This is a genomic window from Actinomadura citrea (assembly GCF_013409045.1).
Lineage (GTDB): Bacteria > Actinomycetota > Actinomycetes > Streptosporangiales > Streptosporangiaceae > Spirillospora > Spirillospora citrea.
This window is the reverse complement of sequence record NZ_JACCBT010000001.1, coordinates 4,461,174-4,483,564: the sequence shown is the minus strand read 5'-3', so window position 1 is coordinate 4,483,564 and position 22,391 is coordinate 4,461,174. Positions and strand designations below refer to the sequence as shown.

The 22,391-nt window shown below is 74.9% G+C and carries 21 protein-coding genes and 2 riboswitches; of the genes, 7 read left to right on the top strand and 14 right to left on the bottom strand.

Features of this window, described 5'->3' with window-relative positions; genetic code table 11:
* Positions 1–109: 109 nt before the first annotated feature.
* Positions 110–637, top strand: coding sequence for a MarR family winged helix-turn-helix transcriptional regulator (locus BJ999_RS20905; protein WP_179834856.1), 528 nt, complete (start codon positions 110–112; stop codon positions 635–637).
* Here BJ999_RS20905 and BJ999_RS20900 read toward each other — a convergent pair.
* The 4 genes from BJ999_RS20900 to BJ999_RS20885 all read right to left on the bottom strand — a co-directional run bounded on the left by BJ999_RS20900 (position 589) and on the right by BJ999_RS20885 (position 5,110).
* Positions 589–1,320, bottom strand: coding sequence for a sirohydrochlorin chelatase (locus tag BJ999_RS20900; protein WP_229810574.1), 732 nt, complete (start codon positions 1,318–1,320; stop codon positions 589–591). The two genes, BJ999_RS20905 and BJ999_RS20900, sit on opposite strands and share 49 nt — an antisense overlap.
* Positions 1,313–2,527 (bottom strand): uroporphyrinogen-III synthase, encoded by a 1,215-nt coding sequence (locus tag BJ999_RS20895; RefSeq protein ID WP_179834855.1) that lies wholly within the window; start codon positions 2,525–2,527, stop codon positions 1,313–1,315. The genes BJ999_RS20900 and BJ999_RS20895 overlap by 8 nt, the downstream gene beginning before the upstream one ends.
* Entirely contained in the window at positions 2,511–2,903 is a 393-nt protein-coding gene (nirD, locus tag BJ999_RS20890) for a nitrite reductase small subunit NirD (RefSeq protein WP_179834854.1), read from the bottom strand. The genes BJ999_RS20895 and nirD overlap by 17 nt, the downstream gene beginning before the upstream one ends.
* A 101-nt stretch (positions 2,904–3,004) precedes the next feature.
* Positions 3,005–5,110 (bottom strand): molybdopterin oxidoreductase family protein, encoded by a 2,106-nt coding sequence (locus tag BJ999_RS20885; RefSeq protein WP_179834853.1) that lies wholly within the window; start codon positions 5,108–5,110, stop codon positions 3,005–3,007.
* 290 nt (positions 5,111–5,400) lie between these two features.
* On the opposite strand from BJ999_RS20885, the gene BJ999_RS20880 reads away from it, so the two are divergent.
* Complete coding sequence (locus BJ999_RS20880) at positions 5,401–5,895, top strand: NUDIX domain-containing protein (RefSeq protein WP_179834852.1); 495 nt, start codon at positions 5,401–5,403, stop codon at positions 5,893–5,895.
* A 69-nt stretch (positions 5,896–5,964) separates the two neighbouring features.
* On the opposite strand, the gene BJ999_RS20875 is transcribed toward BJ999_RS20880, so the two are convergent.
* Positions 5,965–6,213 carry a hypothetical protein gene (locus BJ999_RS20875; protein WP_179834851.1) on the bottom strand — a complete coding sequence of 83 codons (249 nt, stop codon included), beginning with the start codon at positions 6,211–6,213 and terminating at the stop codon, positions 5,965–5,967.
* 188 nt (positions 6,214–6,401) lie between these two features.
* On the opposite strand from BJ999_RS20875, the gene BJ999_RS20870 reads away from it, so the two are divergent.
* Positions 6,402–7,775, top strand: coding sequence for a nitrate/nitrite transporter (locus BJ999_RS20870; RefSeq protein WP_179834850.1), 1,374 nt, complete (start codon positions 6,402–6,404; stop codon positions 7,773–7,775).
* Here the strand turns inward: BJ999_RS20870 and BJ999_RS20865 are convergent.
* Together BJ999_RS20865 and BJ999_RS20860 are read right to left on the bottom strand one after the other, a co-directional pair.
* Complete coding sequence (locus BJ999_RS20865) at positions 7,723–8,448, bottom strand: maleylpyruvate isomerase N-terminal domain-containing protein (protein WP_179834849.1); 726 nt, start codon at positions 8,446–8,448, stop codon at positions 7,723–7,725. The genes BJ999_RS20870 and BJ999_RS20865 overlap by 53 nt on opposite strands.
* 179 nt (positions 8,449–8,627) lie before the next feature.
* Complete coding sequence (locus BJ999_RS20860; RefSeq protein WP_179834848.1) at positions 8,628–9,044, bottom strand: plectin; 417 nt, start codon at positions 9,042–9,044, stop codon at positions 8,628–8,630.
* A 117-nt stretch (positions 9,045–9,161) separates the two neighbouring features.
* Between BJ999_RS20860 and BJ999_RS20855 the strand changes: the two genes are divergently transcribed.
* On the top strand, positions 9,162–9,761 hold the full coding sequence (locus BJ999_RS20855) for a TetR/AcrR family transcriptional regulator C-terminal domain-containing protein (RefSeq protein WP_179834847.1): 600 nt from the start codon (positions 9,162–9,164) through the stop codon (positions 9,759–9,761).
* 6 nt (positions 9,762–9,767) lie between these two features.
* Here the strand turns inward: BJ999_RS20855 and BJ999_RS20850 are convergent, their stop codons facing one another.
* The 3 genes from BJ999_RS20850 to BJ999_RS20840 are packed head-to-tail and all read right to left on the bottom strand — an operon-like array spanning position 9,768 to position 12,606.
* On the bottom strand, positions 9,768–10,409 hold the full coding sequence (locus BJ999_RS20850; RefSeq protein ID WP_179834846.1) for a LutC/YkgG family protein: 642 nt from the start codon (positions 10,407–10,409) through the stop codon (positions 9,768–9,770).
* Positions 10,406–11,881 (bottom strand): lactate utilization protein B, encoded by a 1,476-nt coding sequence (locus BJ999_RS20845; RefSeq protein ID WP_373292845.1) that lies wholly within the window; start codon positions 11,879–11,881, stop codon positions 10,406–10,408. The genes BJ999_RS20850 and BJ999_RS20845 overlap by 4 nt, the downstream gene beginning before the upstream one ends.
* Positions 11,878–12,606 (bottom strand): (Fe-S)-binding protein, encoded by a 729-nt coding sequence (locus BJ999_RS20840; RefSeq protein ID WP_179834845.1) that lies wholly within the window; start codon positions 12,604–12,606, stop codon positions 11,878–11,880. The genes BJ999_RS20845 and BJ999_RS20840 overlap by 4 nt, the downstream gene beginning before the upstream one ends.
* Before the next feature lie 279 nt (positions 12,607–12,885).
* Between BJ999_RS20840 and BJ999_RS20835 the strand changes: the two genes are divergently transcribed.
* Positions 12,886–13,089: a DUF5999 family protein gene (locus BJ999_RS20835; RefSeq protein ID WP_179834844.1), complete on the top strand. Its 204-nt coding sequence runs from the start codon at positions 12,886–12,888 to the stop codon at positions 13,087–13,089.
* A 97-nt stretch (positions 13,090–13,186) separates the two neighbouring features.
* Here BJ999_RS20835 and BJ999_RS20830 read toward each other — a convergent pair whose 3' ends face one another.
* On the bottom strand, positions 13,187–13,804 hold the full coding sequence (locus BJ999_RS20830) for an alpha/beta hydrolase family protein (RefSeq protein ID WP_179834843.1): 618 nt from the start codon (positions 13,802–13,804) through the stop codon (positions 13,187–13,189).
* A gap of 51 nt (positions 13,805–13,855) precedes the next feature.
* Between BJ999_RS20830 and BJ999_RS20825 the strand changes: the two genes are divergently transcribed.
* Positions 13,856–14,281, top strand: coding sequence for a PPOX class F420-dependent oxidoreductase (locus BJ999_RS20825; protein ID WP_179834842.1), 426 nt, complete (start codon positions 13,856–13,858; stop codon positions 14,279–14,281).
* Here BJ999_RS20825 and BJ999_RS20820 read toward each other — a convergent pair.
* Entirely contained in the window at positions 14,278–15,393 is a 1,116-nt protein-coding gene (locus BJ999_RS20820; protein ID WP_179834841.1) for a tetratricopeptide repeat protein, read from the bottom strand. The two genes, BJ999_RS20825 and BJ999_RS20820, sit on opposite strands and share 4 nt — an antisense overlap.
* Positions 15,394–15,713: 320 nt before the next feature.
* Complete coding sequence (gene gcvP / locus BJ999_RS20815; RefSeq protein WP_179834840.1) at positions 15,714–18,584, bottom strand: aminomethyl-transferring glycine dehydrogenase; 2,871 nt, start codon at positions 18,582–18,584, stop codon at positions 15,714–15,716.
* Between the two features lie 60 nt (positions 18,585–18,644).
* Positions 18,645–18,756: riboswitch (glycine riboswitch) on the bottom strand.
* A riboswitch (glycine riboswitch) is annotated at positions 18,757–18,851 on the bottom strand.
* A 271-nt stretch (positions 18,852–19,122) separates the two neighbouring features.
* Between gcvP and BJ999_RS20810 the strand changes: the two genes are divergently transcribed.
* Positions 19,123–21,597 (top strand): lysylphosphatidylglycerol synthase transmembrane domain-containing protein, encoded by a 2,475-nt coding sequence (locus tag BJ999_RS20810; protein WP_179834839.1) that lies wholly within the window; start codon positions 19,123–19,125, stop codon positions 21,595–21,597.
* Between the two features lie 9 nt (positions 21,598–21,606).
* Here the strand turns inward: BJ999_RS20810 and BJ999_RS20805 are convergent, their stop codons facing one another.
* Entirely contained in the window at positions 21,607–22,212 is a 606-nt protein-coding gene (locus BJ999_RS20805) for a MerR family transcriptional regulator (RefSeq protein ID WP_179834838.1), read from the bottom strand.
* Positions 22,213–22,391 lie beyond the last annotated feature (179 nt).

Genomic DNA, 22,391 nt, shown 5'->3' with positions numbered 1-22,391 from the left:
CCCTCCGCGATGGAGTAAACACCCATATTTTGGGCTATCCAACGGTAGGGATAACCTATTTCTCAGGTCAAGAGAAATATGACCTGCCAAGAACCCCGAGGGAGCAGTCGTGGAGGACCGGCCCGATCCCCTGTGCGCGTCGCCCAGCTACCTGCTGTTCGAGACCGGGCGGCTCGTGCGGCGCACCTCCGCCCGGATGTTCCCCGACCAGCCGGGGCTGCCCTATCTGCTGGTGCTGTCGTGCGTGGCACGGCAGGGGCCGCTGTCGCAGCGGCAGGTCGCCGAACGGCTGCGCCTGGACGCTGGCGACCTCGTCGGCATCGTCGACGCGCTGGAGAGGGCGGGCCACGCCCTGCGCCGCCGCGACCCCGAGGACCGGCGCCGGTACGCGCTGGACGCCACCGAGGACGGGCGGCTGTTCCTCGGCGCGTGCCTGGACAACCGCGCCCGCCTCGACGACACCCTGTTCGCGCCGCTGTCGCCCGACGAGACACACCTGTTCAAGGAGCTGCTGCTGCGGATCCTCGCCCACCACGACGACCGGTTCGCGGGCGCCCCGGATCCGCGGCGCCGGCAGGGCGGGGCGGGTCAGCGGACGGGCGCCGGGATGGCGAGCGGCAGCACGGCCTCGTCGTAGCGGCGCAGGACCAGCCGGGCCGCCGCGCCGTGCGCGCCGAGCGGCGCGGCGACCACGTCGGCGCCGCAGGCCCGCATCCGGTCGTGGAACCGGCCGGGCGCCAGCAGGTAGGAAGCCACGGCGATCCGGCGGGCGCCGCCCCTGCGCAGCCCCGCGACGACCTCGTCCAGCGGCGGGCCTCCCGCCGCGACGAAACCGTGCGGGACGGGCCGCCCGAGCCGCCGCGCCAGCAGCCGGGCGGCCGCGCGCACGTCGGCGGCGCCCGCCGGATCGGCGGACCCCGCCGCGCCGAGGACGACGGCGTCCCGGCGGTGCGGCGAGGTCCGGTCCTGCTCGGCCAGCCGGGCGGCCAGCGCCCCGGCCAGCAGCGCGTCCGGGCCGAGCGGCCGGGACGTCACCGCCCCCGGCAGCAGGCGCCCCGCCCGGCCGGGGACGTCGACCAGCGCGTGATACCCGCGCGCCAGCAGCAGCGGGACCACGACCACCGGGCCGCCGCGCAGTCCCTCCGCCGCCTCCTCCAGCGACGGCTCGGACAGCTCGCCGTACGCCTCGGCCACCCGCAGGCCCGGCCGCATCGCCCGCACCCGGTCCAGCAGCGCCCGCACCACCGCGGGCCCCGCCGGGTCCCGGGTGCCGTGCGCGACCGCCAGTAGCGCGGGCGCCCCGGCGACGGCCTCAGCCACCGGCGCCCGCCGGGAGCCGGTCGATGATCCGCGGGTCGCACGCCAGCCGGTAGCCGCGCTTGACGACGGTCTCGACGATGCCGGGCCGGCCGAGGCCGCGCCGCAGCCGCGCCACCGCCATCTCCACCGCGTGCTCGTCGGCCTGCGGGCGGGCCTCCCGGGGCCGCGCCTCCCGCGCCCAGGCGTCCCTGATCCCGGGTGCGACGGCCAGCCGGCCCGGCAGCACCCCGCACAGCTCCGCCCGCGACACCACGTGCCCGGGGCGCCGCGCGAGGGCCCGCAGGATCGCCATGGGCGCGGGTGCGATGGGCCGCAACTGGCCGTCCAGGACGACGGCGTGCCCGCGCAGCTCCAGCGAGAACCCCCGCACCGACAGCCGCCGCGACCGGCGCCGCGGCAGGTCGGCGACCAGGGCCCGTACGAGCGCGCCGAGTCGGGCGCGTTCGGGCTGCACGGTCGGGACGCCGCGGTCGGTGAGGGCCTGCGCGGTGACCGGGCCGACGCACGCCGCCACGACATGGGTGCGCATGGCCTCCAGGAGGGCCTCCTCGAGGTCGTCCTCGGCGGCGACGGCGAGCGTCGCGGCGACGGCCGGAGCGCTGGTGAAGGTGATCGCGTCGATCGTGCCCGCGACCGCCTGCCCGACGAGGCGGCGCAGCTGCGTGGAGTCCTCGGACCGCGACCACCGGTAGACCGGGATCTCGATCACCTCGGCGCCGGCCGCGCGCAGCGCCGCGATCAGCTCCGGCTGGCGCTCCCCGTACAGCTGCACGGCCACGCGCGCCCCGGCCGGCTCCCGGTCCAGCAGGTGCCGGATCACCTCGGCGCACTCCTCCGAGTCCGGCGACCAGCGCTCCTGCAGTCCCGCCGAGCGGATCGCGCCGCGCGCCTTCGGGCCCCGCGCCAGGATGTCGGTCTCGGCCAGGCGGGCGATGAGGGCGTCGCGCATGCCGTGCCCGTCGGCCGCCTCCAGCCACGCCCGGAACCCGATCCCGGTCGTGACCACGACGTGGTCGAGCGGCCCGGCGAGGCACGCCCGGGTGGCCTCCAGCAGCTCGGCGTCGTCGGCGAGCGGGACCAGGCGGATGGCGGGCGCCAGCACGACCCTCGCCCCCCGCCGCTCCAGCAGCGTCGCGAGCTCCTCGTGGCGCCGGGCCGCGGTCACGCCGACGGCGAACCCGGCCAGCGGCTCACTGCCGGTGCTCATCGGTGAGCGCCACCTCCACCCGGTCCCCGGAGCGGCGGACCGGGAAGGTCGGGAGCGCCACCCGGGGGTCGTCCAGGCACGCCCCGGTCCGCAGGTCGAACACCTGCTTGTACATGGGGGACGCGACGGTCGGCGCCTCGTCCCTGGTGCCGAGGATCCCCCGCGACAGCACGTAGGCGCCGCTGAACGGGTCGAGGTTCGACAGCGCGTACAGGCCGCCGTCGAAGGTCCGGAAGATCGCCACCTGCGTGCCGTCCACCATCGCGCAGGCGCCCCGCTCGGGGGTCAGGCCGGCGTAGGAGCAGATGTCGAACCAGCGGGCCGCGGGGCGGCCCGCCCGCTCCCTGACGATCGTCGCTTCGGGTGTCGTGGTCATCGCGCGGCAACCTCCTGGCGGGGAACTGTCCGATGGTCCGATACTCGGAAGGGGCGGTTTCGCGGTTGGGTCTCCTTTGTCACCGCCGTGTTAAAAGAGGCTCACCGTGCGCCGGGGGCGCCGTCCCCCTCGACGGGCAGGGGCAGCAGGCGGACGGCGCACACCTTGAACTCCGGCATCCGCGAGACCGGGTCCAGCGCGGGGTTGGTGAGCAGGTTCGCGCGGCCCTCCCCCGCCCAGTGGAACGGGATGAAGACCGTGTCGGAGCGGATCGCGCCGGTCAGGCGCGCGGTCACGGTGGCCGCGCCCCGGCGGCTCTCCACCCGCACGCCGGCGCCTTCCTCGATGCCCAGGCGCCCGGCCAGGTCGGGGTGCAGCTCGACGAACGGCCCCGGCGCCGCCTCGGCCAGCGGCCGGACGCGCCGGGTCTGCGCGCCCGACTGGTACTGCGCGAGAACGCGCCCGGTGGTCAGGTACACCGGGTAGTCGGCGTCGACGTCCTCGGCGGCGCCGCCGTGCTCGACGGGGACGAAACGCGCCCGCCCGTCCGGGGTGGGGAAGCGGTCCAGGTAGGGCCTCGGCGTGCCCGGGTGGTCCGGCGACGGGCAGGGCCAGAACACCCCGCCCTCGGCCTCGATCCGCTCGTAGGTGATGCCGGAGTAGTCGGCGATGCCGCCCGCGCTGGCGCGGCGCAGCTCTCCGAACACCGCCCGCGGGTCGGTGCTCCACTTCCCCGGCGCCTTGAGCCGCTCGGCGAGCGCGGCGAGGATCTCCAGGTCGGTGCGCACGCCGTCCGGCGGGCGGACGGCGCGGCGGCGCCGCAGCACCCGGCCCTCCAGGTTCGTCATCGTCCCCGATTCCTCGGCCCACTGCGCGGTCGGCAGGACGACGTCGGCGCGCCGCGCGGTCTCCGACGGCACGAAGTCGGCCACCACCAGCAGATCGAGCGCGCCGAGCCGCTCCTCCACCGCCGCGGCGTCGGGCGCCGACACGACCGGGTTGGACCCGAAAAGCAGCAGCGCCTTCGGGCCGCCCGCGGTGCCGAGCGCCGACAGCAGTTCGTAGGCCGACCGTCCCGGCCCCGGCAGGTCCCCGGGGTCGACGCCCCAGACCCCTGCGACGTGCGCACGGGCCTCCGGATCGTCGATCCTGCGGTAGCCGGGGAGCTGGTCGGCCTTCTGGCCGTGCTCGCGCCCGCCCTGCCCGTTCCCCTGCCCGGTCAGGCACCCGTAGCCGGAGCCCTCGCGGCCCGGCAGTCCGAGCGCGAGGGCCAGGTTGATGAAGGAGCTGACGGTGTCGGTGCCGCGGGCGTGCTGCTCGGATCCCCGCGCCGTGAGGACGTGGGCGCGGGCGGCCCGGGCCAGCAGCCGGACGGCCTCGCGCATCAGCGGCACGGGCACGCCGGTGATGCGCTCGGCGCGGTCGGGCCAGTAGGCGTTGGCGACCGTCCGGACGGCGTCGAACCCGGTGGTGCGGGCCGCGATGTACTCCTCGTCGGCCAGGCCCTCGGCGAGCGCCAGGTGAAGCAGCCCGTTGGCGAGGGCGATGTCCGTCCCGGGCGTCGGCTGCAGGTGCAGGTCGGCCTGGCGGGCGGTGGCGGTGCGGCGGGGGTCCACGACGATGAGGGCGCCGCCGCCCTCGCGCATCCGCGTCAGGTGCCGCATGAAGGGCGGCATCGTCTCGGCGACGTTGGCGCCCGCGAGCAGGACCGCGCCGGACGACGCCAGGTCGGTGACCGGGCCGGGCAGGCCGCGGTCCATGCCGAACGCCCGCCCGGACGCCGCGGCGGCCGACGACATGCAGAACCGCCCGTTGTAGTCGATCTGGGAGGTGCCGAGCGCGATCCGCGCGAACTTGCCGAGCTGGTACGCCTTCTCGTTGGTCAGCCCGCCGCCGCCGAACACCGCGACGGAGTCCGGCCCGTGCAGGTCGCGCAGCCGCCCGGTCTCGGCGGTGATCCGGTCGAGGGCCTCGTCCCAGCCGCACGGCTCCAGCGGCGCGGCCCGGCCCCGGCGCATCATCGGCGCGGTCAGCCGGTCGGGGACGGTGAGCAGCTCCGCCGCCGTCCACCCCTTCTGGCAGAGCCCGCCGGCGTTGGCCGGCACGTCGTCGCGCGGCGTCACCCGCACGGGTTCCGAGCCGCCGTCGTGCAGGGTCATGCCGCACTGCAGGGCGCAGTACGGGCAGTGCGTGGGAGTCCCGGCCATGCGCCGAGACTCGGCCTGCCCGGTTTCGCCGCCGAGTCCCGGGTGTGACCCCGGCGTTAAATGGCGTTCACGCCGTGCGCCCCCCGATGTCAAGGGGTCCGGCCCGCCGGGACGCGCCACGCCTTGACGAACGCGTGTCAAGCGTTGTCGATCCCTGTCATGGCCCATTCGTTGCCTTTTGCCCGGTTGCCGAACGGATTCATGGTGGCCCGGCGATCTCGCGGACGGATGCGGCCCCCGCCCCGGGACGGCCGGAACCGGTCCGGGGTGATCACGCTTAACCTCGGAGCATGCCCGACCTTGCCTACTACGCCTCCCTGCCGCGGGCCCGCGGCGCCGCGGCGGCCCTGCTGCTGGACGACCTGGGGCGGGTGCTGCTGGTCAAGCCCACCTACAGCGAGGGCTGGTTCCTGCCCGGCGGGGTGATCGAGGCAGACGAGTCCCCCCTGTCGGCGTGCGTGCGCGAGTGCGGGGAGGAGCTCGGCCTCGTCCCCCGGCTGCACGGGCTGGCCTGCGTCGACTGGGGGTCCCCGCGCGACGACGGCGTCGACGCGGTCAACGTCTTCGTGTTCGGCGGCACCATCACCGGCGCGGAGATCGCGGCGATCCGGCTGCCGCCCGAGGAACTGTCCGACCACATCCTCGTGGCGCCCGAGAAGGTCCCCGAACTCGCGCCGCCGCACGTGTCGCGCCGGATGGAGCCCAGCCTGCGGGCCATGGCGACCGGCAGCGCCGTCTACCTGGAGGACGGCCGCGAGCAGGCGTTCGGGACCGCCCGCGCCTGAGCCCGGGCCGGGCGGTCGCCCCGGCACCCCTTCCCCTGCACCGGCGCCCCTTGCCTACACCGGCACCGCCTACACCGGCACCGCGTCCTGGATCGTGCGGGCGCGTTCGGGCTCGGCGGCGCGGGCGCAGTGGGCGCCGCAGTAGAAATGCCCGCCCACGTCCACGCCGTGCCCCATGATGCGGCACTGGCAGTGCTCGCAGATCGGCGCCATCTTGGTGACCGCGCACTCGAACGAGTCGAACGTGTGCACCTGGCCCTGCGCGTGCACCTCGAACGCCATCGCGTAGTCGTTCCCGCAGACCTCGCAGGTTCCCATCGTCGTGCCTCCGTTCCCCCGCCGCCTCCCTCCGTGCCTACCCGGGCGCGCCCCGGTCTACCCCGCGCCTCACAGCGGGCGGGACACGCTGTGCAGCGGAGTTATCACTGCCGTACGACCGGTCACACACGCGCGAAACCCCGGATTCCTACGGTCGGGCCGTCCGAGCGACCCAAGGAGACCGACTGATGACCGCCACCACCGAAGCCGCGCGCGCCGCGCGCGCCCATCCGCTGAAGGGCCGCTGGATCGACGACTGGCGCCCCGAGGACCCCGCCTTCTGGGCCGCCGGCGGTGCCCGGACCGCCCGCCGCAACCTCGTGTTCTCGATCTTCTCCGAGCACATCGGGTTCTCGGTGTGGACGCTGTGGTCGGTGCTGGTGCTGTTCCTCGGCCCCGCCTACGGCATCGACCCGGCCGGGAAGTTCACGCTCACCGCCGTCCCCGCGCTCGTCGGATCGGCGCTGCGCATCCCCTACACCCTCGCCGTCGCCCGCTTCGGCGGCCGCAACTGGACGATCTTCAGCGCCGTGCTGCTGCTCGTCCCGGCGGTGCTCGCCGCGGTCCTCATCGAGCCCGGCGTCTCGTTCACCACGCTGCTGGTCCTGGCGGCCGTCGCGGGCGTCGGCGGCGGCAACTTCGCGTCCTCGATGGCCAACATCAACGCGTTCTACCCGCAGCGGCTCAAGGGCTGGGCTCTCGGGATCAACGCGGGCGGCGGCAACCTCGGCGTGGCCGTCGTCCAGCTCGTCGGGCTGGCCGTCCTCGCCACCGCGGGCAAGGACCACCCCGGCCTCGTCGCGGGCGTCTACATCCCGTTCATCGTCCTCGCCGCCCTCGGCGCCGCGCTCGCCATGGACAACCTCGCGCACGCCCGCAACGACGGGCGGGCCATGCGGGACGTCTGCCGGGACGGCCACACCTGGATCATGTCGGTGCTCTACATCGGCACCTTCGGGTCCTTCATCGGGTTCGGCTTCGCGTTCGGGCAGGTCCTGCAGGTGCAGTTCAGGGCCGAGTTCGACACCCCGATCAAGGCCGCCTACCTGACGTTCCTCGGCCCCGCGCTCGGGTCGCTGATCCGCCCCGCCGGCGGGTGGCTCGCCGACCGGATCGGCGGCGCGAAGGTCACCTTCTGGACCTTCGTGGCGATGGCCGTCTCGGCGGTCCTCGTGCTCACCGCCTCGCAGCTGGGGTCCCTCGCCCTGTTCCTCACCGGATTCGTGCTGCTGTTCGCCTTCAGCGGCCTCGGCAACGGGTCCACCTACAAGATGATCCCGGCGATCTTCAGGGCGAAGGCGCAGGCCGGCGTCGCCGACGGCGGGGACCCGGACGCCGCCGAGCACGAGGCCCGCCGCCTCTCCGGCGCGCTGATCGGCATCGCGGGCGCCGTCGGCGCGTTCGGCGGCGTGCTGGTCAACATCGCGTTCCGGCAGTCGTTCCTGACCTACGGGACGGGCGACGGCGCCTACATCGCGTTCATCGCCTTCTACGCCGTGTGCTGTGCGCTCACTTGGCTGGTCTACCTGCGGGCCCGCCCGGGGAGGCCGGCGGGCGTCTGACGGCGGACTGCCGCCCCGAGCGCCGTCGCCGCGCCCGGCCGGGCCCCTCCCCGGGGTCCGGCCACCGCGGCGAGCGGCCCGAGGAGCGCAGCACCGCCTCCCACGCGTCCCCCGGCTCCAGCGGCAGGTGCGGGACGCCCCAGTGCCAGGCCGGCACCAGCAGGTCCGGGTCGCGCGGGCGGTAGTCGGTCCCGATCGCGCGGGCCATGTCCCAGGCGTGCAGGTGCCACTCCACGCACGCCGCGCCCGCGTGGTCGCCGACCGTGTACTTGGTGCCCCGGTAGATCAGGTGCGTCCGGTCCCACATGTCGGGCATCAGGTCGGCGTACGCCCCCGCCGAGACCCCGAACGCCAGGATCCGCTCCGGGCCGGGCTCGGGCGGCAGCACCGCCAGCTCCGCCGCGTTCTGCCGCGCCTGCTGCCTGATCAGCACCGCCGTGGCGGCGTCCTGGGCGAACAGTTTCGCCAGCCGGCTGTCGGGCGCGTCCTGGAGGTACTCCAGGAAGTTCTCCGCGACGCACCGCAGATGCCCCGCCAGATCGATCAGTTGCCAGTCGGCGCAGGGAGTCGGTACGTCCCAGTCCGCGACGGTCTCCGCCAGGGCGATGATCGCCTTCACCCCGTCCTGGTAGGACTCCAGTACGCGGCACCGGTCCGGCGGCGTGCGCTCCACGTGACATCCCCCAACGTCCAGAGCACCCTGTGCCCTCCCCGCCGGGACGCGCCGGCGCCCGTCACGCTGGCGCGACGTGCGGCGCGAGCACCCCCGGCGTTCCCCAGAGAGGGCAGACTCTCAAAGTTCGGTGGCCCGTGCCACCCGGTGACGCCGTGTCGCCACGCGTCCGCGGGAGCTCACACGCGCGCCGTGGGCCGCACCCTGAAGCTCAGCCGGTGCGCCTCCCGCGCCGTGCGCAGCCGGTCGACCTCGTCCGTCCACGGGCGCACCGCCGGACGCGCCTTGGCCTTGCGGTAGGCGATCTCGGCGGCGCGGCGCGCCTTGGCGTCCTGCGCCTCCGTCGAGTACACCTTCGGGCCCATCGCGACCCGCTCGGCCGCCTCGGCGGCGGCGAGCACGGCCGTCATCGCCCGGTCGAACGCGACCGTCAGCTCCCGCAACTCCGGCTCGGCGGCGCCGGCCGCCTGCGCGTCCCGCAGCGCCCGCTCCGCGTCGCCCGCCGCCGCGAGCCGGTCGTCGTACTCGGCGGCCAGCCGCTGGTCGGCCTCGTACGGCTCGGCGACGTCCTTGCTCACCCGGCGGCCCAGCGGCATGGCGGTACTCCCTCGACGGTCGTGCAGTGTTCGATCGACGTAAGCGTACGCGGGGTCCCGGCGTGTTGTGGCGGCGGACACCCGGCTTCGGCCCTTTACGTAGTAAGGTCTGTCCTCATGGTCAGGCAGCCCAGCATCAACGCCCAGAACCGCGCCCCGCTGACCACCGAGCGGATCGTCGAGGCGGCCCTGCACATCGTGGACGGCCAGGGACTCGGCCGGCTCACCATGCGCCGGCTCGGCGACGCGCTGGAGGTCGAGGCGATGGCGATCTACCACCACCTCCCCCGCGGCAAGGAGCAGCTACTGGACGGGCTGGTCGCGCACGTCGCGGCGGCCCCGGCCGACACGTCGGCCTCCGGACGCTGGCAGGACGTCCTGCGGGCGTGGGCGGGCGGCTACCGCGAACGCCTGCTGGCCCACGCGGGCGTTCTCCCCCTGGTCGTCACGCGCCGCAACCCGGTCGCGCTCACCGCCACCCTCGCGTCGTTGCGGGAGGTGCTGCGCCGCGGCGGCGTCGCCGAGGACGCCGCGGCCGTCGCCGCGCACACCCTGCTCGGCTACGTGATCGGCCACGCGGCCCTCGAGGTGCGCGGCACCGCCGAGGACGGCGCCGCCGCCCGGATCGCCTCCGGCGAGGGCGGCGAGGCCGGCGCGGTCGACTGGGACGCGCGCTTCCGCGCGGGCCTCGGCGTCGTCCTCGGCGGCGTGCGCTAGGAGCGGTCAGTCCTCGATGAGGATGATCTCCAGGTGCCGGGGGCCGTGGGCGCCCTCGACCCGCGTCGTCTCGATGCCGTAGGTGGCGGACGGCCCGCTGATCCACGTCAGCGGGCGCGCCGGGTCGAGCCGCCCGACCGCCTCCGGGACCGTTCCGACGATCTGGTCGGCGTGCACCACGCACAGGTGGTAGCCCGGGACGAGGGTGAGCGCCCGCCTCCCCTGCGCCCGGCCGCCGTCGAGGACGACCGTGCCCGTCTGCGCGACGGCCACCGCGCAGCCGGTGACGACGCCGTCCGCCGCGGCGAGCGTGTCGAGGTCGACCGCCGGGGCATCGGCCAGCGCCCGCACGCCGTCCAGCTCGGCGAGCCACCCGAAGGGCAGGTCGGCCGGGACCACGATCTGCTTGGCCTCCCTCCCCCACAACGCGGCCGCCACGGCCGTGCCCGCCTCGTCCGCGCCGACGTGCCGGACCGCCGCGCGGTTGTCGGCGACCCGCTCGGTGAACAGCGCGAGGACGTCGGCCCTGGTCTCGGCGTCGGCCGCGGCCAGCCGCCGGGCGTAGCCGCGCGGCACCGGCGGACGCGCGCCCCGGGACCCGGCGAGCGCCTCGCGGACCCGGCGCAGCACCTCCTCGCGCGAGCTCATGCCCGCGTCCTGTCCCACCAGCCGCGGAAGCTCTCGGGCGGCGGCGCGGGAAGGTCGCGGGCCTCGGTCCACTTGCCGAGCAGGCCGGGGAGGCGGCGGATCCGCCCGCCGCGCGACAGCAGCCGCGCCCACCGGGCGCCGCGCCGCACCGCCGCCTCGTGGCGGCGCGGGTCGCCCATCGTCCAGGCGAGGCCGCGCATCAGCGCCATCTCGGGCGTCGGGACGGGACGCCGCCGGCGCGACTCCACCACCTTCCCCCGCAGGTGCACCAGCATGTCCGGAATGTCGATCTTCACCGGGCAGACGTCGGCGCAGGCACCGCAGAGCGTGGACGCGTAGGGCAGCGAGGCGTCGGCGGCGCTCTCCACACCGCGCGTCAGCGGGGTGAGCACCGCGCCGATCGGACCGGGATGGACGGGCCCGTAGGGGCGCCCGCCCGTCCGCTCGTAGACGGGGCAGACGTTCAGGCAGGCCGAGCAGCGGATGCAGCGAAGGGCGGCGCGGCCGACCTCGTCCGCGAGGGCGCGGGTGCGGCCGTTGTCGAGCAGGACGAGGTGGAGGGCGCGCGGCCCGTCGCCCGGCGTGACACCCGTCCACGACGAGACGTACGGGGTCATCCGGTCGCCGGTCGACGAGCGGGGGAGGAGCTGAAGGAACACCTCCATGTCATCCCATGTCGGGACAACCTTGTCGATACCGGCGACGCTGATCAGCGTCTCGGGGAGCGTCAGGCACATCCGCGCGTTGCCCTCGGACTCCAGCAGGACCAGCGTGCCGGTCTCGGCCACCAGGAAGTTCGCGCCGGTGACCGCGACGCGGGCGCGCAGGAACCGGTCGCGCAGGTGGGCGCGGGCGGCGGCGGCCAGCGCCTCGGGGTCGTCGGCCAGGCCGGGCCCGGCGGCCGGGACCGCGCGCCGGAACAGCTCCGCGATCTCCGCGCGGTCACGGTGCGCGGCCGGGGACAGCAGGTGGGACGGCGCGTCCTCGCCGAGCTGCACGGCCATCTCGGCGACGCCGGTCTCGCGGACGGTCACGCCCGCGCGGGCCAGCGCGTCGTTCAGGCCGATCTCCCGCGTCGTCGCGGAGGCCGCCTTGACGACCTCCTTGGCCCCGGTCGCGCGGACCAGGCCGGTGACGACGCGGCGCGCCTCCGCCGCGTCCGCCGCCCAGTGCACGGTGCCGCCGGCCTCGGTGACGGCCCGCTCCAGCTCCTCCAGGTGGGAGTCCAGGTCGAGCAGCGCGTCGTCCTTGATCGCGCGCCCGGCCTCGCGCAGGTCCTCCCAGTCGGCGGTCTCGGCCGCCGCGGCGGCCTCCCGCCCCCGCAGCGCGGCCGTCGCGCCGCGCAGGTTGCGGCGCATCCGGGTGTCGGCCAGTTCCGGCCGCGCGGCGGCGGCGAACTTCGGCCTCGGCGCCGGGACGGGCCCGCTCCTGCCTGAGGAGGACGGCGTCGTCCCCGGAGAGGAGGCCGTCACGCCGGCCCCGTCTCCGCGAGGATCTCGGCCAGGTGCATCGTCCGGACCCCGCCGCGGAGCCGCGACAGCGCGCCGCCGATGTGGGCCAGGCACGAGTCGTCGACCGCGCAGACCACGTCCGCGCCGGTGTCGCGGACGTGCCTGACCTTGTCGGCCACCATCGCGACCGACACGTCCGCGTTCTTCATCGCGAACGCGCCGCCGAACCCGCAGCACTCCTCGGCGGACGGCAGCTCCACCAGGTCCAGGCCGCGCACCGCGCGCAGCAGCCGCACCGGCCGGTCGCCGACGCCGAGGATGCGCAGGGACCGGCAGGACGGGTGGTAGGTGACCCGGTGCGGGAAGTACGCGCCGACGTCGGTGACCCCCAGGACGTCGATGAGGAACTCCGTCAGCTCGTAGACGGCGAGGGCCTCGGCGGCGCGCGCCAATCCGGGGTCGCGGGCCGTCCGGGCGATCTTCGGGTAGTCGTCGCGGACGGTCGCGGCGCACGACGCGGACGGCGCCACCACGACCTCGCAGCCCTCGAACGCGGCGGAGTGGGAACGGGCGAGCCCGGCCGCCTCGCGGTGGTAGCCGGCGGTCCAGTGGAACTGGCCGCAGCAGGTCTGCCCCGGCGGGAACGCCACCTCGTGCCCGAGCCGCTCCAGCAGCACGGTCACGGCCTTCGCGGTGCCGGGGAACAGCACGTCGTCGAAGCACGCGACGGACAGCGCGACCCGCACCGGCCTCACTCCCCCAACCCCTGCAAAGCCCGTTCCCCCGCCGAACATGGTAAGGGTTTCAGGCTCCGGCGGCGTGTCGTTCTTCGTCCGTTATCGCGCGGGAGGGACGCTACTGCGTGGCACCCCGGAGTGGGAGGGATCACACCCGTCCGGTACTCCGGTACCAAGGGACAACCGTCCCAACGGGCTATGGCCGGTGGGGGCGAACCACTCCACACTGGGGTGCGTCAGAACAGGAAAGCACCACGACCTACCAGTAGTTGAGACCGGAGGCACGCCATGTGCCCGCACCAGCCGCCTTGTCCCTCCCACAACGCACCCGACCGCGACGCCGCACGCACGCTGGCCTCGCACCCCGAACAGGGGTGGAGCCTGCTGTGCAACGGGGTCGTGCTGTTCGAGGACACCGGTGAGCTGCTGCCCGACGGGGAAGTCATCGCGCCGCACCGGCCGACGGATGCGCAGGCCACGTCCGCCGCTTGAGCGGTCTCCACGGGGGACTAGTTCAAACGGGTGATCATCCTCGGGGGCACGCCCACCCACCACCGGCCTCTGGGCCCGCACCGGGCCCGGAGCCACTCTACTCCCGGCCCGTCCGCATCGGACGGGCCGCCCATCGTCTCAGCCACGGCTCCACCGCCCGGCCGACCGCCGCGGGGTCCTTGCCGAGGTCGTGCCGCTCCTTCGGCAGGATCGTGACCTGCGCCGCGTCCGCCGGGTCGGGGACGCCGAACGGGTCCCGGTCGCCGTTGACGACGAGGACCTCGACCCCCGCCGACCGCAGCTCGTCCACCCGGGTCTTCTCCGGCCTGCCCGGCGGGTGCAGCGGGAACGCCAGCGCCACCACGCCCGCCGCCCCGGCGGCCGCCGCCGTCCGGCACGCCACCCGGGCCCCGTTGCTGCGGCCGCCCTGCACCAGCGGGACGTCCCCGAACCTCTTCCGCAGGACCGCGACGACCTCCAGCCACGCCTCGTCCTGCTTGGCCGCCGGGCCGGGCGCCCGCCGCCCGGCGAGCCGGAACGGCTGCGTCACCCGGGCGACGGCGCCGCCGAGCCGCAGCGCCTCCGCCCGCACCGCCAGCAGGTCGGCCGCCTCCACCCCCCCGTTCGACCCGTGCGTCAGCACCAGCAGGAACGCCGGGTCGTCGACCACGTCCAGCACCATCTCGGCGGGCCCGTGCGCCGTCGCGACCTTCATGTGACTCACGGTAGCGGCAGCCGTGGATGAGCCGTGCGGCAGACTGGGCTCATGGAAACGATGACCGACAGCGAGTGGCGCGCGTTCGTCCTGGAGGGCACCCGCACCGGCAAGGCCGCCGTCACCCGCAAGGACGGGTCGCCGCACGTGACGCCGATCTGGTTCGTCCTCGACGGCGACGACCTGCTGTTCAACACGGGCCGCCACAGCGTCAAGGGCCGCGTCCTCGCCCGCGACCCTCGCCTGTCCGTCTGCGTCGACGACCAGACTCCGCCGTTCTCGTACGTGCTGATCCAGGCCGAGGCGTCCCTCGTCGAGGACCTGGACGAGCTGCTCCGCTGGGCGACCGTCATCGGCGGCCGCTACATGGGCGCCGACCGGGCCGAGGAGTTCGGGCGGCGCAACGCCGTCCCCACCGAGTACCTCGTCCGCGCCCGCATCACCAAGGTGATCGCCGAGCGCGCCATCGCCGGCTAGCCCTCGGTCCAGTCCGGGGCGGCCGTGCCCGTCGCCAGGCGGAACCGCTCGGCGAAGCTCTCGTGCAGCAGCGGCCCCCACCCGTAGTCGCTCGGCACCCGCACCGCCCTGCCGAGGGTCTCGCGGGCGTCGCCCGACCGGCGCTCGGCGTACCGGACGGCGAGCAGCGCGTACATGTGGTCGAGGGCGCCGAACGCCTCGCCGGCGAGGGCGGGCAGCGACCCGTCCGACACGGCGTGCTCGACGACCGGCTCCCACCACAGGTCGCCGTCACCGTCGTCGTCGGTGTCGCCGAAGTCGCGGCGCAGCCGCGCCCGTACCTGCCCCGCGGTGCCGGGCTCGGCGAGCCCCCGCCGCCATACCTCGCCCGCCTCGGCGCCCCGCCCCCGCAGCGGCAGCGTCCGTGCCAGCAGCTCGGTGGCCAGCGGCCCGAACTCCGGGTCGGGCGGCTCCTCCCCCAGCGCCGCGCCGAACGCGCCGATCGCCTGGTCGAGGTAGGAGATGCCGAGCGCGACGGCGAGCCGCCCGTAGGCGTAGGGGGCGGTGCCCCGGTCGATCAGCTTGAGCCCGGCGGTCAGGACCCGCTGGGCCCGGGCGGGCTCGTCGCGCTCCAGCAGCCGCTGGGCCAGGTCGTGCGCGGCGGGCGGCCCGTACTCGGCGTCCCCGGTCGCGATCACCGCCTCCCAGTGGTCGCGGGCGGTGTCGAAGTCGCCGGCGTCGTCGGCGATCCGGGCGAGGGCCAGGTGGGCGGGCGGCAGGTAGGCGGGGTTGCCGAAGTCGACCACGACCCGCCAGGCGGGCGCCGCCCGCTCGTGCTCACCGGCCCGTTCGTGGGTGAGCGCCAGGTGGTAGGCGGCGCGCGGCCCGTACTCGGGGTCGGCGGTGGCGATCGCGGCCCGGTCGGCCTCCCGGGCGCGCTCGACGTGCCCGGCGTCGTCCAGGACGACCGCCAGCCCCAGCGCCGCCCGCGCCCGGAAGGGGGTGTCGCCCAGCGCGAGCACCCTCTCGAACAACAGCGCGGCCCGCTCCGCCTCACCGTTCTCGGCGAGGCCGCGGGCCTCCTCGCACAGTCGCGCCGCGTCGTCGGATACCGCGTCCGGAGACTCGATCATCGCTCTTCTGCCCTCTGGGGGTCGGGGTCCGCAAAGAGCGTAGCGATCCGCCCTCTCCGACCACCTCCCGACACCCCGAAACCCCCGCCATGATCACAAATCCGTTCGACCGGACCGTCCCAAGAGGCACAGAGGCCACAGCGAGACGCGAACGGCGCTCGACCACCGTCCCGGCCACCGGCGACCTGAACCACCGCGATCGCGTCCGGAGGCAGGTCCGAGCGAAGCGAGAACCTGATCGCGCAGCGAGGCGGAGCGATGCCAGCGATCACACGGGTCTCTTCTGGGCAGGCGCCTGGGGGCGCCTGCCCAGAAGGAACTCAATCTTCATACGCCTCGGGGGGCGGGCAGGAGCAGACGAGGTTGCGGTCGCCGTAGGCCTGGTCGATGCGGCGGACGGGCGCCCAGTACTTGTTCTCCCGCAGGGACGGGAGGGGGTAGGCGGCCTCCTCGCGGCTGTAGGCGTGCTTCCAGTCGTCGGAGACGAGGCAGGCGGCGGTGTGGGGGGCGTTCTTCAGGGGGTTGTCCTCGGCGTCGTAGCCGCCGTCGGCGACGCGCTGGATCTCCCGGCGGATCTCGATCATGGCGTCGCAGAACCGGTCGAGCTCGGCGAGGTCCTCGGACTCCGTCGGCTCGATCATCAGGGTGCCGGCGACGGGGAACGACAGGGTCGGGGCGTGGAAGCCGTAGTCGATGAGGCGCTTGGCGACGTCCTCGGCGGTGATCCCCGTCTCCTTGGTGATCTTACGGAGGTCGGCGATGCACTCGTGGGCGACGAGGCCGTTGCGGCCGGTGTAGAGGATCGGGTAGTGCGGGGCGAGGCGGGCGGCGAGGTAGTTGGCGCCGATGATGGCGCCCTCGGTGGCGGCGCGCAGACCGTCCGGGCCCATCATCGCGATGTAGGCCCAGGAGATCGGCAGGATGCCGGCCGAACCCCACGGGGCGGCGGAGATGGGGCCGACGCCGGTGCCGGGGCCGGCCTCCTCGCGCAGCGGGTGGTTGGGCAGGAACGGGGCCAGGTGCTCGCGGACGCCGATCGGGCCGACGCCGGGGCCGCCGCCGCCGTGCGGGATGCAGAACGTCTTGTGCAGGTTGAGGTGGGAGACGTCCGAGCCGAACTCGCCGGGGCGGGCCAGGCCGACGAGCGCGTTGAGGTTGGCGCCGTCGACGTAGACCTGGCCGCCGGCCTCGTGCACGGCCGCGCACACCTCGGTGATCGTCTCCTCGAAGACGCCGTGCGTGGACGGGTAGGTCAACATGATCGCCGCGAGCCGGTCGCCGTGCTCGCCGAGCTTGGCGCGCAGGTCGTCGAGGTCGACGTTGCCTCCCTCGTCGCACGTGACGACGACGACCCGCATCCCGGCCATGACGGCGCTCGCGGCGTTGGTGCCGTGCGCCGAGGACGGGATCAGGCAGACGTCGCGGTGCTCCTCACCGCGGGAGGCGTGGTAGCCGCGGATGGCGAGCAGGCCGGCCAGCTCGCCCTGGGAGCCGGCGTTCGGCTGGACGGAGACCTTCGCGTACCCGGTGATCTCGGCGAGGAAGCCCTCCAGTTCGCCGATCAGCTCGACGTAGCCGGCGGCCTGGTCGAGCGGCGCGAACGGGTGGACGGCGGCGAACTGCGGCCAGGTGATCGGCTCCATCTCGGCGGTGGCGTTCAGCTTCATCGTGCAGGAGCCGAGCGGGATCATGGAGCGGTCGAGCGCGATGTCCTTGTCCTGGAGCCTGCGCAGGTAGCGCAGCATCGCGGTCTCGGAGCGGTGCGCGTGGAAGACGGGGTGGGTCAGGTAGGGGCTCTCGCGGCGCAGGGCGTCCGGGAACGCCTCGGGGACCTCGCCGGCCGCGGCGGCGCCGAAGGCCTCCAGCACGGCCGTGACGTGCGCGGGCAGCGTCGTCTCGTCGCAGGCGATGGCGACCCGGTCGGGCCCGTCCGGGCGCAGGTTGACGCCGCGCTCGCAGGCCGCCGCGACGACCTCGGCGGCGCGGCCGGGCACACGGGCCAGGACGGTGTCGAAGAACGAGTCGTGCACGACCTCGACGCCGCCGGCGCGCAGCCCCGCGGCGATCTCGGCGGCCCGGCGGTGCGTCCGCTGCGCGATCGCGGCCAGCCCCTCGGGACCGTGGTAGACCGCGTACATGCTCGCCATCACGGCGAGCAGGACCTGGGCGGTGCAGATGTTGCTGGTGGCCTTCTCGCGGCGGATGTGCTGCTCGCGGGTCTGCAGCGCCAGCCGGTAGGCGGTGGCGCCGTCCGCGTCGACGGACACGCCGACGAGCCGCCCGGGAAGCTGGCGCTGGATGCCCTCGCCGACCGCCATGTAGCCGGCGTGCGGGCCGCCGAACCCGTAGGGGACGCCGAACCGCTGCGCCGAGCCCACCGCGATGTCGGCGCCGAACTCGCCGGGCGGGCGCAGCAGCGTCAGCGCGAGCAGGTCGGCGGCCACGACGGCCTTGGCGCCGCGCTCGTGGGCCTGGGCGATGACCGGCTCCAGGTCGCGGACGGCGCCGGACGCGCCCGGGTACTGCAGCAGCACGCCGAAGAAGTCGCCGTCGGGGAGGCCGCGGGACAGGTCGGCGATGACGATCTCGATGCCGAGCGGGATGGCGCGGGTCCGGACGACCTCGATCGTCTGCGGGAGGGCGTCGGCGTCGACGAGGAACGTCCCGGGGTCCTTGCGCCTGGAGACGCGGTGCGCGAGGGCCATGGCCTCGGCGGCGGCGGTGCCCTCGTCCAGCATGGAGGCGTTCGCGACGGGCAGCCCGGTCAGGTCGCCCACCATCGTCTGGAAGTTCAGCAGGGCCTCGAGGCGCCCCTGGGAGATCTCCGGCTGGTAGGGCGTGTAGGCGGTGTACCAGCCCGGGTTCTCCAGCACGTTCCGCATGATCACGCCGGGCGTGGTCGTCCCGTGGTACCCGAGCCCGATCATGGACGTCAGGACGGTGTTGCGGGAAGCCAGCTCGCGGAGCCGGTCGAGCGCGGCGGTCTCGCTCAGCGCGGGCGGCAGCTCCAGCGGCCGGGACGTGCGGATCGCGGCGGGGACCGCCTGGTCGATCAGCGCCTCGGCGCCGGAGTAGCCGATGGCGGCCAGCATCCTCGCCTGGTCGTCCGGTGAGGGGCCCACGTGCCGGTCGGCGAACGCCGACCGCGGATGCTGCGGCGCGGCCACAGGGGCGAAGAACTGGGCGGTCATGGAGGGCCTCCTGGCTGCTGCGGTCGCTCAGGTCCACCGCCGGCGCCCGGCCGGCGGCGGGTCTCCCCCTCTGTCATCGGCACCTGAGAGCTTCACCCGCGCGGCGGGGTTTCCCCTTCGGTGAGCCGTCCCGCCCCGCGCGCGGGGACCGACGGCTGCTTTCCAGAGGTGCCTCGCCCGAGCGGTCCTTTTGCCTGAGAGGTTCCGGGGATGTTGCCCCTTCGGCGCCCCACGCTGGCGGCGTGGGGTCTCTCCCGCACAGGGTCGACGGCATGTCCTGGGTCGAACCCTACCCAAAGGCGCGTCCGCGACGTCGTTCCGGCTCGCCGCAAGGGGCCGCGCCCTCCGGCGGCGACGCCGTACCGGCGAGTATCATGTGCTGACTCACCTGGGACTCGACGGTCCCGGGCCGCACGGGGGCGGGGAGACGAGGCTGCGGGATGGACGCGCGTCCCGGCGGCGGCCCCGCGACTCGACGGCGCGCCGCCGGGTCTGGGACGCTGATCACGATGGCGGATGGTCAGGGCGGCGGTACGGCGTGACACAGACCCACGACGGAGCGGTGCGCCCGGCGCAGGGTGCGACCGCCGGCGCGCCCGTCGACGAGCCCGCCCAGCCGTACCGGATCCGCCGGCCCTCCGACGCCATCCGGTTCGCGGCGTCCGTGGTGGGGCTGGCGGCGGTGATGCTGCTGGTGTCGATCGCGCAGCAGACGACCCACGGCCTGCAGACCGACATCGCGCAGGGCACCGCGCACGCGCCGCGGCTGCTGCTGACGCTGGCGACGCTGGTGTCCAGCTTCGGGGTGCTGGCCGTGCCGATCGCGTTCGGGATCGAGCGGCTGTTCCACAAGGACGGCATGCGCGTCGCGATCGCGCTGCTGGCCGCGATGATCGCTTTCGGGATCACGGTGGGCCTGGACGACCTGGTGGTGCGGGCCGCGCCGGGCGGCGTGCTCGACTCGCTGATCTGGGGCGGCACCGAGACCGCGCCGGTGCACACCGACATCGCCCCGGTGATCGCGTTCGTCAGCGCGGTCGGGATGGCGGGCCGCGCCCGCTGGCAGGCCGCGACCTGGACCATGATCGGACTGGCGGCGCTGACGGGGCTGACCGCGTCCTACGCCTCCGTCGCCGCGCTGGCCGCCACCTACCTGCTGGGCCGCGCCATCGGCCACGGCACCCTCTACGCGGTCGGGACTCCGAACCCGCGCCCGTCCGGCGCGGCCGTGGTGGCCGCGCTCGAACGGCTCGGGCTGCACCCGCTGCGGGGGGCGCGCCTGGACGGCGCGCACCACGCCGACGAGACCCGCCGCTACGGCGTCGTCCTCGCCTCCTGCCCGCAGGAGGGGTACGGCGCCCGGCTCCCGGCGGGCCGGGGGCCGCACGGCGACTGGGACGTGGAGGTCCGCGTCCTGGACCGCGACCAGCAGACCGCCGGGCTGCTCTACCGGGTGTGGCGGTGGCTGCGGCTGCGCGGCGCCACGACGGGGCGGACGCTGCGGTCGCTGCGCCGTTCGCTGGAACTGGAGTCGCTGATGGCGTACGCGGTGGACGCCGCGGGCGCCCGGACGCCGCGGCTGGTCGGCACGTGCGAGGTGGGCACCGAGGCGGCGCTGCTGGCCTACGAGCACGTCCCGGGGCGGCCGTTCGGGGACGCCCCCGACGAGGAGATCACCGACGAGCTGCTGGCGGACGTGTGGCGGCAGTTCCGCTCCCTGCAGGCGGGGCGGCTCGCGCACCGGCGGCTGGAGGACGAGGCCGTGCTGGTCGGCGACGACGGCCTCGCCTACCTCACCGACCTGCGGTCCGGGGAGACGGCGGCCGGCGACCTGGCGCTGCGCCTGGACCTCGCGCAGCTGCTCACCACGCTGGCGCTGCGCGCGGGGCCGGAGCGGGCGGTGCGGACGGCGGCGCCGGTGCTGGGCGAGGAGGCCCTCGGCGGTGCGGTACCGCTGCTCCAGCGGGTGGCGCTGTCGCGGGCGACCCGCACCGCGCTGCGGCGTCACAAGGACCTGCTCACCCGCATCCGGGAGCAGATCGTCCGGCTGAAGCCGGAGACGGAGGCGCCCCCCGCCAAGCTGGAGCGGTTCCGGCCCCGGACCATCGTCAGCATCGTGGCGCTGTCGGTCGCGGCGTACATCGTCATCCCGCAGGTGACGAGCCTGGACATCGGCCGGCTGGCGGCCACGGCGAGCTGGCACTGGGTCGCGGCGGCACTGGGGGCGGCGGCGCTCACCTACCTCGCCGCCGCGTTCATGCTGATGGGGTTCGTCCCCGAGCGGCTGCCGCTCGGCCGGACGGTCCTGGTGCAGCTGGCCGCGTCGTTCGTGAAGCTGGTCGCGCCGGCGGCCGTGGGCGGCGTCGCCGTCAACACGCGCTACCTGCAGCGCTCGGGCGTCCGGCCCGCCCTCGCCGTCGCGAGCGTGGGCGCGTCCCAGCTCGTGGGGATGGTCACCCACATCCTGCTGCTGGTGCTGTTCGGGTTCCTGACCGGTTCGACGGCGAAGGCGACGCAGGACCTGGCCCCGTCCCGGACGATCGTGTTCGCGGTGCTCGGACTGGGGCTGCTCGCGGGGCTCGCGCTGACGGTGCCGCGGGTGCGGCGGGTGGTCGCCTCGCGGCTCGGGGCCATGTTCTCGGGCGTGGTGCCGCGCCTGGTGGACGTGTTGCAGTCGCCGCGGAAGCTGTCCACCGGGATGGGCGGCACCCTGCTGCTGACGCTGGCGTTCACGCTGTGCCTCGACGCGTCGATCCGGGCGTTCGGCGGATCGCTGCCGTGGACGACGGTGGTGCTGGTGTTCCTCACCGCGAACGCTGTCGGGTCTGCGGCGCCGACGCCGGGCGGGCTCGGCGCCGTCGAGGGCGCCCTCACGCTCGCGTTGACGATCTCGGGGCTGACGGCGGAGACGGCCACGTCGGCGGTGCTGCTCTACCGGCTCCTGACGCTGTGGCTGCCGGTCCTGCCGGGGTGGGGGGCGTTCGCCCTCCTGCAGCGCAAGGAGGCGCTCTGAGGCCTGGCCTCAGCCGGTGCGGCGGGCGCGCCGCCGGTCGGCGAGTTCGTCGTGGTGGTGTCCGGCGGGGTCATCGTCGCCGGTGGAGGCGCGTTCAGCGGGCAGTTCCGCCAGACTGCCCTCCACCTCCTGCCACACCCGTCCGAGCGCGATGCCGAACACGCCCTGCCCGCCCTGGAGGAGGTCGACGACCTCGTCGGGTGAGGTGCACTCGTAGACGCTGACGCCGTCGCTCATCAGGGTGATCTGGGCGAGGTCCTGGACGCCGCGGTCGCGCAGATGGGAGACGGCCGTGCGTATCTGCTGCAACGAGACGCCGGTGTCCAGGAGCCGCTTGACGACCTTCAGGACCAGGACGTCGCGGAAGCTGTACAGCCGCTGGCTGCCGGACCCCTGCGCCGACCGCACGCTGGGCTCCACCAGCTTCGTGCGGGCCCAGTAGTCGAGTTGCCGGTAGGTGATGCCCGCCGCGGCGCACGCCGTCGGGCCGCGGTAGCCGACATCCTCCGGTGGCGCCGACACCTGGGTGTCGAAGAGCAGGCCCTGCTCTCCGGCACGGCGGGACGCCACGCGCCTGTCGGGGGTCGCCTTGCCCTCGCCGCTGCTCACCGCCACGCGGACCTCCGGCTTCTATCATCCCGCAGCGGTTCGTCAAGGGGGTTTGACGAATTACACCACGGGTGTTCCACCAGCACGGTAGGTGCCGGTCAGGGTGTGGTCAACGTTCATCGTCGGCGCGTCGCATGCCCGGATGAACCGGCTTCACGTGGGCAAACTGCGCACCTTCGCCACCC

Coding starts and splice junctions, on each gene's coding strand:
- BJ999_RS20895 (WP_179834855.1), bottom strand. CDS start 2,527: ATGAGCACCGGCAGTGAGCCGCTGGCCGGGTTCGCCGTCGGCGTGACC.
- nirD (WP_179834854.1), bottom strand. CDS start 2,903: ATGACCACGACACCCGAAGCGACGATCGTCAGGGAGCGGGCGGGCCGC.
- BJ999_RS20885 (WP_179834853.1), bottom strand. CDS start 5,110: ATGGCCGGGACTCCCACGCACTGCCCGTACTGCGCCCTGCAGTGCGGC.
- BJ999_RS20880 (WP_179834852.1), top strand. CDS start 5,401: ATGCCCGACCTTGCCTACTACGCCTCCCTGCCGCGGGCCCGCGGCGCC.
- BJ999_RS20875 (WP_179834851.1), bottom strand. CDS start 6,213: ATGGGAACCTGCGAGGTCTGCGGGAACGACTACGCGATGGCGTTCGAG.
- BJ999_RS20870 (WP_179834850.1), top strand. CDS start 6,402: ATGACCGCCACCACCGAAGCCGCGCGCGCCGCGCGCGCCCATCCGCTG.
- BJ999_RS20860 (WP_179834848.1), bottom strand. CDS start 9,044: ATGCCGCTGGGCCGCCGGGTGAGCAAGGACGTCGCCGAGCCGTACGAG.
- BJ999_RS20855 (WP_179834847.1), top strand. CDS start 9,162: ATGGTCAGGCAGCCCAGCATCAACGCCCAGAACCGCGCCCCGCTGACC.
- BJ999_RS20850 (WP_179834846.1), bottom strand. CDS start 10,409: ATGAGCTCGCGCGAGGAGGTGCTGCGCCGGGTCCGCGAGGCGCTCGCC.
- BJ999_RS20835 (WP_179834844.1), top strand. CDS start 12,886: ATGTGCCCGCACCAGCCGCCTTGTCCCTCCCACAACGCACCCGACCGC.
- BJ999_RS20830 (WP_179834843.1), bottom strand. CDS start 13,804: ATGAAGGTCGCGACGGCGCACGGGCCCGCCGAGATGGTGCTGGACGTG.
- BJ999_RS20825 (WP_179834842.1), top strand. CDS start 13,856: ATGGAAACGATGACCGACAGCGAGTGGCGCGCGTTCGTCCTGGAGGGC.
- BJ999_RS20820 (WP_179834841.1), bottom strand. CDS start 15,393: ATGATCGAGTCTCCGGACGCGGTATCCGACGACGCGGCGCGACTGTGC.
- gcvP (WP_179834840.1), bottom strand. CDS start 18,584: ATGACCGCCCAGTTCTTCGCCCCTGTGGCCGCGCCGCAGCATCCGCGG.